We start from the raw sequence: 17,731 nt of genomic DNA on the forward strand, positions 1-17,731 counted from the left end.
CTTTAACAAAAAGCAGACGTAGAATCCTTCTACTTCCACTTTTCATCCTTTTCTTCAGATAAAAGTAGACGTAGGGACCTACTACTTCTACTTTTTCTCTTCATCTTTAGATAAAAGTATACGTAGAACCCTTCTAATTCAGCTTTTCCACCTTTTCTTCAGATAAAAGTATACGTAGGGCCCTTCTACTTCTACTTTTTCTCTTCATCTTTAGATAAAAGTATACGTAGAACCCTTCTACTTCTACTTTTCAACGTATTCTTAAACATAAATCATACGTAGAACACTTCTACTTCGACTTTTCATCCTTCGCTTTAACAAAAAGTATACGTAGAACCCTTCTACTTCTACATTTACCAAAATCCTAAAGTAAAAAGTAAATCTAGCAACATGCTAGGTAAAAAAACTCCTTATTCCATGTTTTTAACTATAGTTTGCTGGATGTTTCTTATCACATCGCCTCGACTGATTACCCCGACTATATGGTTGGTTTCATCGATGACAGGAAGTTTCTTAAAGTGGTGCTTTGATAAAAGTGTTATCACGGTTTTCATATCATCATTTGGATGCACGGACACGATTCCGTTGGTCTTAGCAATTCGAATGATTTCCACTTTAGCCATCTCATCCAACCGCTCTTCCAAATCTTCTTCTGCAATATAAGTGATAAAACTGAAGTAATCCTGGATTCTGCGGTCAATAGGCTTAATCGCCCGCAAAATATCCCCATCGGTTACAATGCCTGAAAGCTTGCCATTTTCGTCCACAATCGGAACCCCGCCAATTTTCTTCTCAACAAACGTTGTCATTACGTCCTTAATGGAACTATTGGGTCTAACTGAAATAACATCTCTCACCATGAAATCTCTGACCTTCATATTCGTCACCACTTTCAATAGTTAATTTTTATTATCTGCTTTTTTGTAAAATTGTTTCTAAAAATGTAATATCGAATTTACCTTTATCAATCAGCAGATGCTTTTCTTGTTCCACATCTGCCTTCTTAATTTCAGAAATTTCTCTATGGAGGTGTTCCATTTTGGTGTCCAATTGTGTTGCCATAGTGGCTGCATCTTTTAGTTCCGTAAGCATGTGTTTTGGAATTTCCTTATTGTATTTATAATACATTTTGTGTTCTAGACTTGCCCAAAAATCCATGGCAATGGTACGAATTTGAACTTCAACATACGTTAACTCCTCACGATCTGACATGAAGATCGGAATTTCTAGTATGAGATGAAGACTTTGGTAACCATTCGGTTTAGGATTTTTAATATAGTCCTTCGTTTCAACCACCCGGATATCCTTTTGGTTTGCAATCATTGTATATAATTCATAAATGTCGGAACTAAACGAACAAGTAATACGGATCCCTGCGATATCTTTTACATTTTCTTTAATAGATTGAAGGGTAAAGTCATGACCCTTTCGATACACTTTTTTCAATATACTTTCAGGTGACTTCAATCGTGATTTCACATGTTCTATTGGATTATAATCATGAATATAATTAAACTCATCTTTTAAGATATTAGTTTTTGTATTCATTTCATCTAAGGCAAACTTATATGCCATCATGAATCGAGTTAATTCAACCTTTATTGCCTTCAATTCTTTTAAATCAATACCTTGTCCAATTGGCAAACGATAACTTCCTCTCTGAAAATGAATTAATCAGTATTATTCCATCGTATGATTGGTTCCCAACCGTTCCAAAGTCTCAGGGGGAAAAATCATCCTACAGATGACCTTAGCTATATTTTGATAATTTGCCTTTTTCCCTGTTTGACGCTCTTTTTCGTATCCATTCTCCACTAGTACCATGATGGCCCAAGAGACTGTTTCCAGGTCCAAGTCCTCCCATGTTAATCCTTTTTCTTGAGCTTGATTTAATCCTAAATGAATTCTGTTAAGGACCTTCCTCCTTGCCGTCACTATCACCTCAGAAAGCTCTATGTCTTTAAGTAGCAGTTCAGGCAAGACCCGGTTAAGCCCTAATTCACTTAACCGCTTATAATGCGCCTCCAGAGTTGTCGCTAATACCTCTTCTGGATTGCAAGAAGCCAAGCTCGGTTCAGGCGGGAGAATCCTATCTAATTTATCTTCTAACAATGATAACAGCAGCTGTCGTTTATCTGAAAAATAACGATAAAAAGTCCCGGTGGCTACCCCTGCATGGGCGGCAATTTCTTTTGCCGTTGTTTGTTCGTACCCTTTTGAAATGAACAATGCATGTCCACTTTCAAGCAACGCATTTCTCTTTTGCTGGGCTCGTTCCTGCTTTGGAATAAATGGGAACTCACCAACTTGAATGTCTTCATGCTCAGACATTTTATCACCTCATGATTATCATACCACTTTTTTTAAAATTGAACCATAGTTCATGTTTTTGTTGACAGGTTTTCACTGACGTGTAATACTTGAACTAAGGTTCATGTTATAATTTTTTCATTGTTTCACACCCCTTTTAAAATGAAAAGGATTGTAACATAACCTTCTTCCTCCGATTTTTCCAAAAATATTTTTATTAAGCAGGAGTTCTTCATTTTTTTTCGAATTATTTATAGTATCTTTATCACGATTTATCGTTTTTTAACATATATTTTACCAACTATCGGAAGGTGTTGATTAATTTGGCCAATCAATCTGAATCAAAAAAAATCTCTGTTAATTCAACAATCTCTTTAAAGGGGATTGTAAAAGCCATTTTCAACGATACCGTACATGTCCAAATTGGCGGGAAGATTATTCCGATCCCTGCTTCAGATTTCCTGGTGGATAAACCATCCAAGTAGTTGTTACGATTTTTCAACATTTCATTTTACTCACAGAAAAGCGATGCCTCTTTCTTAAGAGAGCATCGCTTTTTTTAGGATTTTGTAACCGGAAGGGCTTTTTGGTAGCAATCACATGTAACGATATGGTCGTTTACCATTCCGGTTGCTTGCATGAACGCATAACATATTGTCGACCCTACAAATTTAAATCCGCGTTTCTTTAAGTCCTTACTTAACTTATCGCTGATTTCGGTTGTTGCGGGGACCTCAGATAAATCTTTGAAATGATTTTGAATCGGTTTCCCATTGACAAAGGACCACACATATTCCCGGAAGGAGCCGAACTCCTCTTTTACCTTCAAATATGCCCGCGCATTGGTTATAACGGCATTAATCTTTAGCTTGTTGCGAACAATTCCTTCATTATGTAAAAGCTCTTCGATTTTTTTATCGTCGTAACGGATAATTTTTTCTGCATCATATTGATCAAATGCTTTTCGATAATTCTCCCGCTTCTTTAAAATCGTATACCAGCTAAGCCCTGCTTGAGCCCCTTCGAGATTTAAGTATTCAAACAATAATCGATCATCATAAACCGGTACGCCCCATTCATGGTCATGATAGTCAATATATAACGGATCCTGATTCACCCAACCGCACCTATTCATACTTAACCCTCCCCTTTTTATTTTAAGTATATCAGAAAAAATCTAAAGGAACAAATGTTCTATTATATATATTAAAAAAGTGGAATCCCATAAAGGATTCCACCATTTTATTGTACCTATCGTACCCATTCACCATGTTGGTTCACTTTGTAACCGTTAATAGTAGTATTAACTGCCATACTGCCATCTATATTGAGGTAATACCATTTGTTTGCTGATTTAACCCAGCCTGTTTTCATTTCACCAGATTCGGCAAGATAGTACCACTTGTTACCTATCTTTACCCACCCCGTTTTCATTTCACCAGATTCAGCAAGATAGTACCACTTGTTTCCCGTCTTTACCCAGCCCGTTTTCATTTCACCAGATTCGGCAAGGTAGTACCATTTGTTCCCTGTCTTTACCCAACTAGTCTTCATTTCACCGGATTGTGTGAGGTAATACCACTTGTTCCCTGTCTTTACCCAACCAGTCTTCATTTCTCCAGTTGCTTCGAGGTAGTACCATTTTGCACGATCTTTCACCCAACCTGTTTGTACATCACCATTTTCATTGTGGAAATACCATTTTCCATCCTTTAAATTCCAGCCAATATGTTTCCCGTTTAGCTGTGGTAAACCAGCAATATAGCCTACTCCACCTTTTTTGTCGATTCCAATTCCTGCTTCAATTGCCTTCTCTAGCTCTTCCTTATTCACAGCTGTACCTTGGAAGTTTTCGAGCTCGTCACCTGGGTGCTGATAATTGCTCAATACATAGGAGAAGCCATTGAAGTTGTCAAGGACACGTAATCCTGTGGCTTCTGCTCCCACTGGAACAGATAACACACGAGATAGCTCCTTAGTATCTACATTATAAGCCCATACAAAGTTGTTCGTATGCTCCCCTCCATCTTCACCGATAAATAATGTTCTCATTTTTTCAGAATAGCTCAGGTTATCAGGCTTAGAGATTTTGTCAGGATTCGCTTTATTTCCATATGCATCAGGAGCAGCTAAATCTTCCCCTACTACCATTGCTTTAATATCAGAAGCGGCGTATTCACTATTGATTTTGTTGCCATCCTTGTCTTTTAAACCACCAGTTAAATTAAGCTCATATGTTCCACCAGCATTGATTTTATTTAAATGAACATCATCTACAGGGTCCACATGGGTTGTATCTTCCACCATGGCTTTACCAATTTCAGAGATTGCCATATATACTTTTTTATCTTTTGCGTTAACTGTGATACCTTCCATTTTACGGAACTCTGCCGTCGCACCCTTTAAAGCTGCGTATCTACGAGATTCTAAGAACGCTGCTGCTTTTTCCATGCCAGGCTTTAATTTGATATATTCCGTTTTTCCACCACTAGAGTCAGTCTTGATTGCGGTAAAACCTTCAGTTGGCTCACTTGCTGTTTCAAATATGTCACTGAATTTTGTTCCCTTGTCTATAATCGCTCTAACTTCGTCATCTGTAGCATGTCCTAGCTTCACCCACTCAAGGTCACCAGATCCACCATTTTCAGCACTTGTTTGAACGAATTTGGCTGCATATAGAGTTCCTGCAGATAAGTCTTTTTCTTTATCGGCCACATACATAAACGTTACGGTGTAGTTACCATCATCACCGAAGAATGCTGTCTTATTATCAGGCATTACTGTCATAATTTCATGAGAAAAACGACCTGCACTGTAGTGTTTAACGACACTCGTATCACCATTCGGTTTGACAGTTACTTCTGGAATAAAACCATAATTATAAGGGTTTGCTTTTGATTCATCCCCAAAGTAAAGATTTGCAAAGCCTTTAACATTCGTAGAATCTTTATCTGTTCCGATTTCTGACTCGAATTGACGAGCATTTGGTTCATATTCCTCTGATCCTAAATGGGTTCCCCAAGGGGAAGTTGATCCATTACATGGAATCCATAAGCCCTTTACGCTTGAAAAATCAATCTTTTTAGCATCTTTAACAGATAATACTCCAGTTCTATTGTCTTGATTTAGGTGTGTTAGTGTCATGGAGGCTGGAACCACTCCATACGCTGATTTACCAGAGTTATCTATTGAATCATATTCAAAATGAGATACCATGAATAGATTTCCGCCTACATTCATTAAGCTATTCGAGTCTGGCGCATCTGAAATATAATAGGATTCCTGACCAGGGACACTCTTGTCTACGATTGGATTTCCATTCACATCAATAGGTGTTCCCGCAGGAATTTTTTCTCCTTTGTTTGTTACAATCTTTTCATCTGAAAGGAATAATTGTTTATACGTAAGAGGGAATTTTTTTGTTTTTCCGTCGCTGTAGGTTACGTCCATTGAAGCACTAGTATATGTTTTCACCATATCTTCAATTGAAGCTGGTGCCTTCATTGAATTGAATTTAAATGAATCAATGGAAATATCTTTACCTGCAGCCGCCGCAGGTGTTACTGCTGGTATCATTAATCCTAGAGCTAGTGCAACTGTTAATCTCTTTTTCATAATTTTTCCCTCCAAGTGTGTTAATTACTACTACTACTCTATTAAAACGCAACACTATTAAGGGGAGATTAAACGAATGTTGAGATATCATTAATTAATGTAAATTTACCTTAACAAAAGTAGGCTTGAATCGTATTAGGTAATTATTTTCCTACAATTGTTATGAGTTTTTTTCCTAGACTTATAGTAAGATGAGGAAGGAAATATAGAACAGAAAGGATTCATCAAAAATGACCTATAAAATGATTGTCCTAGATTTAGATGATACATTATTACAAGACGACCACACGATTTCTCCTCGTACCAAGCAAGCATTAATGGATGCACAGGAAGCTGGTGTTAAGGTAGTTCTAGCATCTGGACGCCCAACTTCCGCCATGCTTGATATTGCTGAAGAATTACTCTTAAAGGACTATGGTAGTTTTATTCTCTCTTTTAATGGTGCCAAAATTACTAACTGCCAATCAGGTGAAGAGCTGTTTAGCAGCACCTTATCGCCAAAAATGGTTCACCACTTATATGAGGTAAGTCGTAGTGAAGATGTTTGGATTCACACGTATGTTGGGGACTATATTGTGACAGAAGCGGGCAATCAATATACAGATGTGGAAGCTACTATTACCGGCCTAGAAGTTTTTGAAGTGGACAGCTTTGTGGATTCAGTAAATGAACCAGTTGTTAAAGTGTTAATGCTTGAGGATCCAGAAAAGCTTGCTATTGTTGAAAAAAAGCTGCAAGAGCAGTTTGCTGGAGAGCTTAGTGTGATGCGCTCGAAGCCGTTCTTTTTAGAGTTTACGGAAGATGGTGTAACGAAAGGGACTAGCCTTAACCATTTGATTGGGCAGCTTGGCATTACTCGTGAAGAAGTAATTGCCATGGGTGACAGCTACAATGACCTGGCGATGATTGAGTTTGCAGGGCTTGGCGTGGCCATGGGCAACGCACCTGATGATATCAAGGAAAAAGCCGACTATGTTACCGACACCAATATGAATGATGGCGTTGCGAAAGTTGTTGAGAAGTTTGTGTTGAATGGTGCCGTACTGGTTTAATAGTTTTATGGTGGTATCTTGGACAGCTTTTTATGAGAAGTGGTATTTTTTTACAACAATTGTAGAATAACTCGTAAATTTGTAGAATTCCTTGAATTTTATGTAGAATTATAACTAATCTGTGTAGAATTCTCTTGAATTTGTGTAGAATTAATTCTAATTTGTGTAGAATTCCTTTGATTTTGTGTAGAATTCCAAAATTCACTTTATATAGAAATCTAAAAATTTGTAGATATCCTTGATTTTTGTGTAGATATATCACAAATATGTGTAGATATCTATTAATTTTGTGTAGATATATCTCAAAATTGTGTAGATATCCATCATTTTTGTGTAGATAAATCCGCAATTCTCATCAGAGTCCCCCATTGATCAGTTCAAAAATCATTCAAAACGCCCAACTTCCTCAAAAAGTTGGGCGTTTTTTACTAAATATAGCCTAGCCCAAGTCTGTCCCCACTTCCGCTCCCTAAGCATAAGCTATTACAAGCAAAAATAAAAAAGGCGGAGAGAGGTATGGGACTATTCATCAATAAGAATGAGCATCCAGAAGTGTTTAAACCGAACCACAAGCTTAAGGAACCCAATCAGGTTTTTTCACGACAGGATTTCCTAACTGACCTAATAAATGAACAGGAAAAAGCGAATAAATCACTCAAACAGGCTCTAAACAACCTCCATGTTCGTACCATCCATCAAGAGGAAGCACAGGATATACAGTGGAAAAAGGTCGACGATCAGCTCAATGATTTGAAAAACAGCAACCTGCAGCAAAAAGACATGGAAGATCAAATGATGAAGAGCTTGCTGGCCATTCATGAGAAAAACGCGCAGCTAGAAGCCATCTTAGAAAAGGAATCCGTGTCGAGATCATCTTTAACAGATCAAGTCAGCCAGTTAAACAAAAGCTATCAGGAAATTGCCAGCAGGCTGGAACGAAGTGAAGACGCCAACCAGCAGCTTGCCTTAAAGATGCAGGAACAGCTGGAATTGCAAAAAGAAACAGCGGAAAAAATCACGAAACAAGAGGAATTTCATGGCGGGGTGTTAGAGCGCCTTGATACTCAGGAAGCACTATTAGACAAAATCGCTCGGCAAGTGAACCATATCCGTTCCATCCTATTTGAACGGACCAATTACTTGGCCGAAAAAATCGATGACGGCTATAAACTCACTTCCTCCTATGTTTACAAATTAATGACAGGTTCGGACCAACCATTAACGTTTTTCTTATTAAATCATAAAAAGGATGAAAAACACGAGGAGCATGAAACAGTGAATCAAAAAGATGGTTCACCGCTAGATTAAAATAGCGGTGAACTTTTTTTTATAAAACTAATGGTTTCATCGTGTACTTGAGTCTTTTCCAACTACTTATCCTAAACGTAAGATTTGATTGGCCAGCCATCCAATTTTCATCTTTTACAAATAATTTGGAAATAAAATACCAAAAAATAGCCAAACTATATATGTTAATAAATCCAAAGGAGGCTGTCTATGACCAATATATTTGAATCCCTAAAAGACCTTTTTACACCATTGGCAGACGGTGAGAGAAAGAATCCCTTACATATTGGAGAAGTGAACCACTTTTGGCTGTTACTTACCTTAGTAGAAGAAGGTATTATGATATTTGAATTAGGACTAAATACAACAACGGATGATCAATTAATTCATGCTTTTACGAATGGACACCAATCCGCGAAAGACGTAAGTCAGCGGCTACGTACCTTTTTTATAAATGAAGGTATTCCATTACCACCATCCTCAGAGAATAAACCAAAATCAGATCCAAATGCGGTCCCACTTGGGGTAAAATATACCGATGAGGAGTTAGCAAACTTAGTATCTGCTAAGGTTGCAGCTGAGATTACGCTTATAGGTCAAGGAATAGCTCTGTGTGTTAGAAACGATGCATGCAAAATGTTTTTTGAAATACAATTTGAAATATTTAAGTATGGCTCTTCGCTAAAAAAATTGATGCGTGAACGTGGCTGGCTAAAGGTCCCTCCCTATTACTATCCACCAGGCTCACCAAATTAAACAAAAACCGTTCATGCCAACATCATCCGGCATGAACGGTTTTTTTAATGAATATTAAAATTCACCTTTATTAAAGATATCTGTTAACACAGGAACAATTTGTTTCTTACGAGAAACAACGCCCTTTAGAGTAGCTGTGTTGTTTGAAAGAGTAACATTGTATGCTTTCTCAACAGCAGCCGCCTTGCTTCCTAAAGCTAATCCAACAGAATCATTTGTTAAAATATCTGTTACAACAAATAGGAATAAATCTAAGTTCTTTTCTTCGATGATGGAAGAAATAGATGCTTCTATTTCCGCTTGGCGAGCAAGCACATCAGCCGTGTCAACCACGTTTACTTGCGCGATTTCCACTTTGCTTGAGCCCATTTCAAAGCCTTTTGCGTCAAGGCTTAGAAGGTCAGCGATTGATTTATCACGAACATCTGCCCCTGCTTTCAACATTTCAAGTCCATAGCTTTCCGCATCAACACCAGCAATTGCAGCAAGTTCACGTGCAGCTGCTACATCTTCTGGTGTGCAGGTTGGTGATTTGAATAGTAATGAGTCAGAGATAATTGCTGATAGCATCAAACCAGCAATCTCAGGCTTAATTTCTTTCCCATTTTCTTTGTACATTTTATTTAGAATCGTAGCTGTACAGCCTACAGGCTCACAACGGTAGTATAACGGATCACTTGTTTCGAAATTGGCAATACGGTGATGGTCGATTACTTCTAGTACACGAACATCCGCGATATCGTTGGCACTTTGTTGGCGCTCATTGTGGTCTACTAAAATAACGGAGTTAACCTCAGCAGCCACTGCTTCTACTAAACGAGGAGTCTCAGCTTTGAATTGAGTAAGTGCGTATTGTGTTTCACCGTTAATTTGACCTAGGCGGACAGGTTCAACGTCCATGCCTAATTGTTTTTTCAAATCTGCATATGCAATAGCAGAACAAATTGTATCTGTGTCGGGATTTTTATGACCGAAAATAAGTACTTTTTCCATGTTACTACTCCTAATCGTATGAAATTATGTAGGACAAGCCCAAACAGATGGGAATGACCCCATCAAAAATTATATAGTATTCTGTTAGAGGATTCAAAACAAAAACTGCCCCTTAACACAATAAATCCTACATCTCTATAAAAAGGAATCTAAAGAATACCCATTGGCTTCGAAGCTTTGTCTCAACCGTAAGATCGCTCTTGAATGAATTTGAGAGATTCTTCCCTTTGTGAGATTCAAAACTTCTGAAATCTCTACTTGAGTTAAACCCTCATAATATAATAATGAAATGACTAGTCTTTCTTTTTCTGGCATTGTATCAATACATGCAGCCATCATTTGCTTGAAATCTGCCATTTGTAACCCTCGATCATGATTGCTGAAGCTATCATCCTTAACTTGATCCATCCGACTTTGCTGTTTCCCATCATCCTCGTTAGAATTAAACGGTTCATTAAGTGAAAGCAGTGTGGACACTGATAACGCAGCCATGGCTTGGTCGACTTCATCCAGTGGAATGTTCAAATATTGGCTGAGTTCCTCTTCAGAGGGAGATCTCATCAAATTTTGCTCTAACTCCCGAAAAGCACTGTTTAGTCTTTTGGCTTTGTCTCTAAGCCCTCTTGGTACCCAGTCCATTTGCCGGATCCCATCCAACATGGCTCCCTTTATTCTCCACAAGCCGAAAGTTTCAAATTGATAACCCTTTTTGTAATCAAATTTCTTAATTGCTTCAAGCAAGCCTATATAGCCTAACCCAACTAAGTCCTCTTTCGGAATAATACGTTGCGGGATACTAAGACTCATTCGATTAGCCATTTGCTCAACCAAATACATGTATTGTTTGACTAAATGTTCCTGTGACCTTGAATCGTGCCCCTCTCGGTAGCTTCTCCACAATAAATCATGCAGTTTGGTTTCGTTAATATCTGTTTTCAACGTTTATCCCTCCTTTTCTTGGGTTTACATTTGCGGAATGAGTTTTTTAGGATGATCTATCTTCCCCTTTATGTAACGAATGCAGGGGAATTTGTTGGAACAAAATATCTTCCTTGTTTAATTCACCTAATAGTTCTTCCTGTGCCTGCTCCAGGACATCTTCTGTAAATTGTTCATGGATTAGGTTTGAGTTATTCTCTAATTTTTTTACATTCATTTGACTTAAAATGAATCGTAAAATATAGCCTATTAAAAAGAAGAATAGAAATCCAAAAATTGCTCTTAAGATGGATGTTTGCCATATGTTATTTGTAATTGAAAAAAAGTAGGTAAGTAGAAATGCCGTAGTCCCCAATAAGGTATTAACTTTCCAATTCAATTCCATAGGCACCCCCTTTTACATTGTTTTACCGAGTGAAAACATTTTTTCAAAAAATCCCCGAATCCCTTTGGTTTGTTCTTTTGATGATTCTTCAGACTGAGGTAAAAAGGAATTAACAATTTGTTTAATGTTCTTAGATGCTTCACAATTAGGGTAAATCATAAAAAATGGTGATTGAGCTCTTACAGATTGTCTTACATGTGCATCTTCCATCAAAAACCCTAATGTCACTAATTTAAATTTTAGAAAACTACTAGTAGCATTTTTTATTGCTCTAGAAGTGTCAACAGCTTCTCGATAAGATTGCGCGCGATTCACTACCAAGCGAAAATTGGGGGTTTGCTTCGTAAACTGAATGACTGTTTTTAAAACCGCATAGGAATCGGCAATAGCAGTCGGTTCCGGTGTGGTAACCAATATGGTTTCATCAGAAGCTAAAATAAAATCTACTAATTCCTTTGATATCCCGGCACCTGTGTCTAGTAGTATAAAATCTGCATAGGTTTGTAGTTCCTGAATTTGACTCCAAAAATACGAAAGTGTATGTGGGTCTAACTCCATTAGGTCTTGTATTTCAAGTCCTCCGGAAATATAATCGATTCCAGCCGTTCCTTTTTCTAATACGTCCCAAATTGACTTCTGACGATGCAGAACATCTGCTAGACTATTCCGTGGCGTAATCCCCATTAATATATTAATATTTGCAGTCGATAAGTCTAAATCCAAGACCACAACCCTTTTACCGACTGCATTTAAACCTAAAGCAAAGTTAAGGGTGAAATTTGATTTTCCTACCCCACCCTTACCACTGGTAATCGTTATAACACGAGCAGAATGTTCTTTTTCTTGTTGAACATTAAATCGATGCATGTATTCTCGTAGACTTTGTGCTTGGTCCATTTTAAAGTTCCCTTCCTAATAAGGATTTCGCAAGCAAAGTCGCATCGATGTTCGTAATATCTTCAGGAACACTTTGTCCATTTGTGATGTATGCTAATTGATATGGATATTTATAGGCAATATTAAGAATCGAACCATAACTGCTCGTTTCATCAAATTTAGTAAGGATCAATTTTTTTATTGGGCTTTCTAAAAACTCATCTAACAATATTTCCATATCCTCAAACTTCGTAGTCATACTTAATACTAAATAATTATCACTTTCCAAAGGATGATTTAAGAATTGATTAATAGATTCACGGTATTCCACTTCTTTATAGTTGCGTCCAGTTGTATCCATATAAATTAAATCATAATGTTCCAACTTTTTAAGTGCTGATCCTAATTCATCCGCAGTACGAACCACTTCAACAGGTACATTTAGGATTCCAGCATAGGTTTTTAATTGTTCAACTGCAGCAATCCGATAGACATCCGTAGTAATCATTGCCACTCTGCGCTTTTGCTTTAACACCTGTTCAGTTGCAAGTTTTGCAATTGATGTCGTTTTTCCTACACCTGTAGGCCCAATGACATTGATCATGCGCGTTTTCTCATGAACTATATTTGAAACAGGTAGTTTCTTTTCAATAATTCCAGTAATCATTGCGAAAAACTCAGTTTCAATAATGTCATCCGCCAAATCAGCCTTTGACTCATATTTCAATAGAATACGATTCACTAGGTCCCCTACAACTTCATCATCCACACCTTGCTTTTTCAAACGTGTGACCCAATTATTCAGATTAGGCGGTAGTCCCTCATCTTGTTTGCCATTCATCATGAAGGTCATCATCATTTTTTTCATCTGTTGTAACTCATCGAGTAAAGGATTTTGCTCTTCCATTGCCTTTGATAACACAGATACTTTTTTATCACCTTCTTGAGACTTGGTGGTGGTTGTAGACGGAATAGGTTTTTCTGTTCCAACTGGTTTTTTTGAATAATAATTATATAACCCTTGAGGATTCCTATGAAAGCCTGATATAGTCTCTTCTTGCTCCTCAGATTCATTTTCGATATTGTTTATATTTAAGAGTGGTTTTTCTGTTTTATCCTTTAATTCCAGAGCGAATTTCGGCTCTGAACTAGGGCTTTTCTTTTCCATGGCATAAGCAGTCACTTCATATTTTTGCTTAGAAAAAAGACCGAAAACGCCACCTTTTTGGATGGTCCTAGTATTAACAATTATTGCGTTCTCACCTAATTGCTGGCGCACCATTTTTAAAGCAAGGGGCATAGAGTCTGCCACGATTTTCTTGGTTTTCATATATTGACCACTCCTATACTTTGGATCTCAACATTAGGTTCCAGCTCCGTATACGCAAGAACAGGTACAGTAGGCATGATTTTATCAACAAATTGTTTTAAATACATGCGAATATTTGGTGAAGTTAGAAAGATCGGAAGACCTCCAGCTTTAACCACCCGCTCAATTTGTTCTTGCAAAACTTCTGTAATTCTTCTAGATGTTTGTGGATCCATAGAAAGGTAATAACCCCCAGCTTCTGTTTGCTGAATAGAATCAGATATACCTTTTTCTAATGTGGCTCCAGCAGTTAAAACATTAATCACGCCGCCTTCTGAAAATTGCTCTGTAATCTGGCGTGTTAAGGATTGGCGTACATATTCTGTTAATACTCTTGGTTCCTTCGTATATACAGCATAGTCAGCTAATGTTTCAAAAATAGAAGCCAAGTCACGAATAGATATCTGCTCACGAAGAAGATTTTGTAGTACCTTTTGGATATCGCCTACTGACAGTAAACCAGGAACCAGTTCTTCAACCAAATTAGGGTGTGTTCCTTTTAAGTTCTCAATTAATTCTTTCGTCTCTTCTCTACGAAGTAACTGATAAGCATACTGCTTCAAAACTTCTGTTAAATGAGTAGCAATGACTGAAGGAGGATCAACAATCATATATCCCATGAGTTCTGCCATTTGTTTGGCTTCCATACTTATCCAAGTCGCAGGGAGACCGAATGCTGGTTCAATCACCTGAATACCATCTAATTCTTCTCCTTCTCCGCCTTGATTCATAGCTAGAAAATGATCCAGGTATACTTCACCTTCCGCAATTCGGTTACCACGAAACTTTAAGACATATTGGTTTGGTGTTAACTGTAGATTGTCCCGAATCCGAATCGTAGGGATGACCAATCCTAATTCAAGTGCAAATTGTCTTCGAATCATGACAATGCGGTCAAGAATGTCTCCCCCTTGTTTTTGATCAGCCAATGGAATTAACCCATAACCAATCTCCAGTTCAAGAGTGTCCAGCTGAAGCAAACTAATCACTTTCTCTGGATTGCTTATATCATCCTCTGCCGCTTCCATTTCCACTTGCTCATTAAGTTGCTCTTCCTTCTTGACAGTTTTTTGTATGGAATACGCGCCATAAGCTAGAATTCCAGCCACAGGAAGTGTTAAGAGAAGTCCAATTGGTGTTAATAATCCAAGCAAAAATATTGTTACTGCAACAATATATAGCAGCTTAGGATAGTTAAAAATCTGCTGCATTATATCCGTACCTAGACTGCCATCTGTAGCCGCACGGGTAACGGTGATTCCTGTCGCAGTAGAAATCAGCAACGCAGGCACCTGGCTAACTAATCCATCCCCTACAGATAAAAGAGTAAACGTACTGGCAGCTTCAGCAAAGCCCATACCATGAATGGACATACCGATAATAAAACCACCAATAACATTGATTAACAGGATAATAATACCTGCTATCGCATCCCCTTTTACAAATTTACTTGCACCGTCCATTGCTCCATAGAAATCTGCTTCCATCTCTATTTTCCTACGTCGTGCACGAGCATCTTGTTCACTGATCAATCCGGCATTCATATCGGCGTCAATACTCATTTGTTTCCCAGGCATCGCGTCCAATGTAAAACGAGCAGCTACTTCTGCTACCCTTTCCGAACCCTTGGTGATAACAATAAATTGAATAACAACCAGTATTAAAAAGACGATAAAACCGATAACTGGACTTCCCCCAATTACAAAGGAACCAAATGTCTCAATTACTTTTCCGCCATCCGCCTTTGATAGAATGGAACGGGTAGTAGACACGTTAAGCGCTAACCGAAATAATGTTGTTATTAATAGTGCCGTTGGAAAAATTGAAAAATCCAGTGGTTCTTTTGTATTCATGGCTACTAATAAAATCATCAAAGAAACACAGATGTTGAAGATTAATAGAAAATCCAATAGTAACGTTGGTAGTGGAATGATCATCATTGTGACAATCAAAATGACAACAATGAATACGGAAAACTCTTTTATTTTCATGCCATCATCCCCTTATGCCGACCTTCTTGATAGTATACATACGCTAAAATCTCCCCTACCGCATTAAACAATTCTTCTGGTATTGGCTGCCCTATTTCCACTGCAGCAAAAAGAGCACGAGCCAATGGTTTATTTTCTATTGTCATTATTTTATTTTGCTTAGCAATTTCTTTTATTTTTAGTGCAATATGATCTTTACCTTTGGCAATGACTTCGGGAGCCACCATCGTATTAAACTCATACCGAATAGCAACGGCAAAATGCGTTGGATTGGTAATGACCACATCCGCCTTTGGAAGCTCTGCCATCATTCGATTCATGGCCAATTGCTGCTGTCTGGCTCTCCTCTTTCCTTTAATCAAAGGATCGCCTTCCATTTTTTTATGTTCATCTTTTATATCTTGTTTTGACATCCGGATTTTCTTTTCATGGGAAAACCATTGATAGAAATAGTCAGCCGCTGCCAAAGCTACCAAACAGATTCCTATTGTCATCCCAATTTTTATCGTCAATGAGCCTATAAACCTTGCAGAATCAAAAAGACTTTTTTCACCAATAGAAAATAATTCATTTTTTTGATTCCAAATCATTAAAAATACAATCACCGAGGTAATAACGATTTTTAAAATTGATTTTATTAATTCTACAACCGAGCGCATAGAAAAAATTTGCTTTGCACCTTGTAGAGGGTTAAGCTTTCCGAAATTCATTTTAATCGACTCAAGATTAAACATGAACCCTACCTGAATATAGTTGGCAAGAACACCTGCAACAAGGACAATAGCAAGAAAGGGTCCTACTAATTTTGTAACATCCCACAGAAGCTGGTTAAATAAAAGCTGAGAGCTTGAATTTGAAAGATTCCAAAGTAAATATTCTTGGAAACTATGCCGGTAGATGTTTAAACATCCTTCAATAAAACTTTTACCAGCAATCATGAAAAAGCCGAAACTAAGTAGCAGTGTAAGGGCTGAAGAAACTTCTGGACTCTTCGCGACCTGCCCTTTTTTTCTCGTCTCCCTCCGCTTTTGCGGTGTGGCTTTTTCCGTTTTTTCACCAGAAAATAATTGCAAATCTAAACGAAGAAGCATCCTTACACCCCCATTATTTTAATGATTTCAGACATAGAACCAAACATGTTTTCGAATAGTATTTTTAATAAATAGAAGAAGCTAGGTAAAATGAATATATAGATAAAAAAGTGTATTAATATTTTCATAGGTGGAAACACCGCAAACAAGTTCATTTGTGGCACCGTTCTTGCAATAATTCCTAATGCTACATCCACGACAAACAATGTACCTATTATAGGCGCTGCCATCATAAATCCGATCAAAAACATTTGTTGAAGACAATCCAAGATAAAGGATGCGAGTTTGCCATCGGTGAATGCTGGCACTGTAGATTGCAGTGAAATCCAATCAAAACTTGCTAAAACCCCTTGTATCAATAGATGGTGTCCATTCGTCGTTAATAAAACTAATAAAGCAAGAGCATTCTGCATACGTCCTGTTAGTTGAGAATTTGTCCCAAACGTAGGATCAAAAAGGCTGGCCATTGAAAAACCGATTAATACATCCATTATTGATCCGGCCATTTGTACTGCATATAGGAGAATATTCCCCACCAATCCTAGTACTATACCAACCATAAACTCTTTGAGTATTAACATGACAATCTTTGATTCAGGCAATGAATCAATAGGTTCATTTACGATTCCAACGCAGAGTATACTTAGGAATACACTAAAACCAATCTTGTAATGTGTTGGTATTTGTCGTCCTGAAAATAATGGAGCTGTGACCATAAATGTCGTGATGCGTACAAAAATTAGTAAAAAGGTCCACAAAGAAGAAGCATCCATAACCATCATTTACCCCACAAATTGAGAAAGATTTCCTAATAAACTTTGTGTAAAATCTACAACGTGACGCAGCATCCACGGTCCGAAAAATAAGATTGATAGGAACACTGCCACGATTTTCGGAACGAATGCAAGCGTCTGCTCCTGTATTTGAGTGGTAGCTTGAAAAATACTCACGAGTAAGCCAACTATTAAAGCAATACCTGCCACTGGAGCGATTACAATGAGAATCGTATATATTGCTTCCTGAGCAATTCGTAAAATTAGTTCGGTAGACATTTATTACACTCCCTT

The 17,731-nt window shown here is 37.7% G+C and carries 18 protein-coding genes; 4 read left to right on the forward strand and 14 right to left on the reverse strand.

Going from position 1 to position 17,731, the window contains the following annotated elements; translation table 11 throughout:
* Positions 1-410: 410 nt before the first annotated feature.
* From AC3A54_RS06510 to AC3A54_RS06520, 3 genes are read right to left on the reverse strand one after another with little or no spacing between them, the layout of a single operon-like run.
* A complete protein-coding gene (locus AC3A54_RS06510) occupies positions 411-878 on the reverse strand; it encodes a CBS domain-containing protein (RefSeq protein ID WP_487653837.1) in 468 nt (155 codons plus the stop codon).
* Between the two features lie 31 nt (positions 879-909).
* On the reverse strand, positions 910-1,644 hold the full coding sequence (locus AC3A54_RS06515) for a GTP pyrophosphokinase (protein ID WP_487653838.1): 735 nt from the start codon (positions 1,642-1,644) through the stop codon (positions 910-912).
* Between the two features lie 36 nt (positions 1,645-1,680).
* On the reverse strand, positions 1,681-2,331 hold the full coding sequence (locus AC3A54_RS06520; RefSeq protein ID WP_487653839.1) for a TetR/AcrR family transcriptional regulator: 651 nt from the start codon (positions 2,329-2,331) through the stop codon (positions 1,681-1,683).
* A gap of 302 nt (positions 2,332-2,633) precedes the next feature.
* Here AC3A54_RS06520 and AC3A54_RS06525 point away from each other — a divergent pair, with 302 nt between their 5' ends.
* A complete protein-coding gene (locus AC3A54_RS06525) occupies positions 2,634-2,795 on the forward strand; it encodes a hypothetical protein (RefSeq protein WP_309863702.1) in 162 nt (53 codons plus the stop codon).
* 74 nt (positions 2,796-2,869) lie between these two features.
* Here AC3A54_RS06525 and AC3A54_RS06530 read toward each other — a convergent pair whose 3' ends face one another.
* Positions 2,870-3,445 (reverse strand): DNA-3-methyladenine glycosylase I, encoded by a 576-nt coding sequence (locus AC3A54_RS06530; RefSeq protein WP_487653840.1) that lies wholly within the window; start codon positions 3,443-3,445, stop codon positions 2,870-2,872.
* Positions 3,446-3,561: 116 nt separating this feature from the next.
* Positions 3,562-5,925, reverse strand: a complete 2,364-nt coding sequence (locus AC3A54_RS06535; RefSeq protein WP_487653841.1) for an alkaline phosphatase PhoX — start codon at positions 5,923-5,925, stop codon at positions 3,562-3,564.
* A 230-nt stretch (positions 5,926-6,155) separates the two neighbouring features.
* Between AC3A54_RS06535 and AC3A54_RS06540 the strand changes: the two genes are divergently transcribed.
* From AC3A54_RS06540 to AC3A54_RS06550, 3 genes are all read left to right on the forward strand, one after another.
* Complete coding sequence (locus AC3A54_RS06540; RefSeq protein ID WP_487653842.1) at positions 6,156-6,977, forward strand: Cof-type HAD-IIB family hydrolase; 822 nt, start codon at positions 6,156-6,158, stop codon at positions 6,975-6,977.
* A gap of 516 nt (positions 6,978-7,493) precedes the next feature.
* A complete protein-coding gene (locus AC3A54_RS06545; RefSeq protein ID WP_487653843.1) occupies positions 7,494-8,285 on the forward strand; it encodes a hypothetical protein in 792 nt (263 codons plus the stop codon).
* Positions 8,286-8,474: 189 nt separating this feature from the next.
* Entirely contained in the window at positions 8,475-9,020 is a 546-nt protein-coding gene (locus tag AC3A54_RS06550; RefSeq protein ID WP_487653844.1) for a DUF3231 family protein, read from the forward strand.
* Between the two features lie 54 nt (positions 9,021-9,074).
* On the opposite strand, the gene AC3A54_RS06555 is transcribed toward AC3A54_RS06550, so the two are convergent.
* The 9 genes from AC3A54_RS06555 to fliQ all read right to left on the reverse strand — a co-directional run bounded on the left by AC3A54_RS06555 (position 9,075) and on the right by fliQ (position 17,716).
* Positions 9,075-10,013, reverse strand: coding sequence for a manganese-dependent inorganic pyrophosphatase (locus AC3A54_RS06555; RefSeq protein ID WP_487653845.1), 939 nt, complete (start codon positions 10,011-10,013; stop codon positions 9,075-9,077).
* A 135-nt stretch (positions 10,014-10,148) separates the two neighbouring features.
* Positions 10,149-10,952 (reverse strand): sigma-70 family RNA polymerase sigma factor, encoded by an 804-nt coding sequence (locus AC3A54_RS06560; protein ID WP_487653846.1) that lies wholly within the window; start codon positions 10,950-10,952, stop codon positions 10,149-10,151.
* 46 nt (positions 10,953-10,998) lie between these two features.
* Positions 10,999-11,337 (reverse strand): hypothetical protein, encoded by a 339-nt coding sequence (locus AC3A54_RS06565; RefSeq protein WP_487653847.1) that lies wholly within the window; start codon positions 11,335-11,337, stop codon positions 10,999-11,001.
* A gap of 12 nt (positions 11,338-11,349) precedes the next feature.
* Complete coding sequence (locus tag AC3A54_RS06570; protein WP_487653848.1) at positions 11,350-12,234, reverse strand: MinD/ParA family protein; 885 nt, start codon at positions 12,232-12,234, stop codon at positions 11,350-11,352.
* Position 12,235: 1 nt separating this feature from the next.
* Complete coding sequence (gene flhF / locus AC3A54_RS06575) at positions 12,236-13,543, reverse strand: flagellar biosynthesis GTPase FlhF (RefSeq protein ID WP_487653849.1); 1,308 nt, start codon at positions 13,541-13,543, stop codon at positions 12,236-12,238.
* Positions 13,540-15,573 (reverse strand): flagellar biosynthesis protein FlhA, encoded by a 2,034-nt coding sequence (flhA, locus tag AC3A54_RS06580; RefSeq protein WP_487653850.1) that lies wholly within the window; start codon positions 15,571-15,573, stop codon positions 13,540-13,542. The genes flhF and flhA overlap by 4 nt, the downstream gene beginning before the upstream one ends.
* On the reverse strand, positions 15,570-16,664 hold the full coding sequence (gene flhB, locus AC3A54_RS06585) for a flagellar biosynthesis protein FlhB (RefSeq protein WP_487653851.1): 1,095 nt from the start codon (positions 16,662-16,664) through the stop codon (positions 15,570-15,572). The genes flhA and flhB overlap by 4 nt, the downstream gene beginning before the upstream one ends.
* Before the next feature lie 2 nt (positions 16,665-16,666).
* Positions 16,667-17,446: a flagellar biosynthetic protein FliR gene (fliR, locus tag AC3A54_RS06590; RefSeq protein ID WP_487653852.1), complete on the reverse strand. Its 780-nt coding sequence runs from the start codon at positions 17,444-17,446 to the stop codon at positions 16,667-16,669.
* Positions 17,447-17,716: a flagellar biosynthesis protein FliQ gene (gene fliQ, locus AC3A54_RS06595; RefSeq protein WP_308079680.1), complete on the reverse strand. Its 270-nt coding sequence runs from the start codon at positions 17,714-17,716 to the stop codon at positions 17,447-17,449.
* Between the last annotated feature and the right edge of the window lie 15 nt (positions 17,717-17,731).

This window comes from Neobacillus sp. Soil_C_43 (assembly GCF_057656715.1).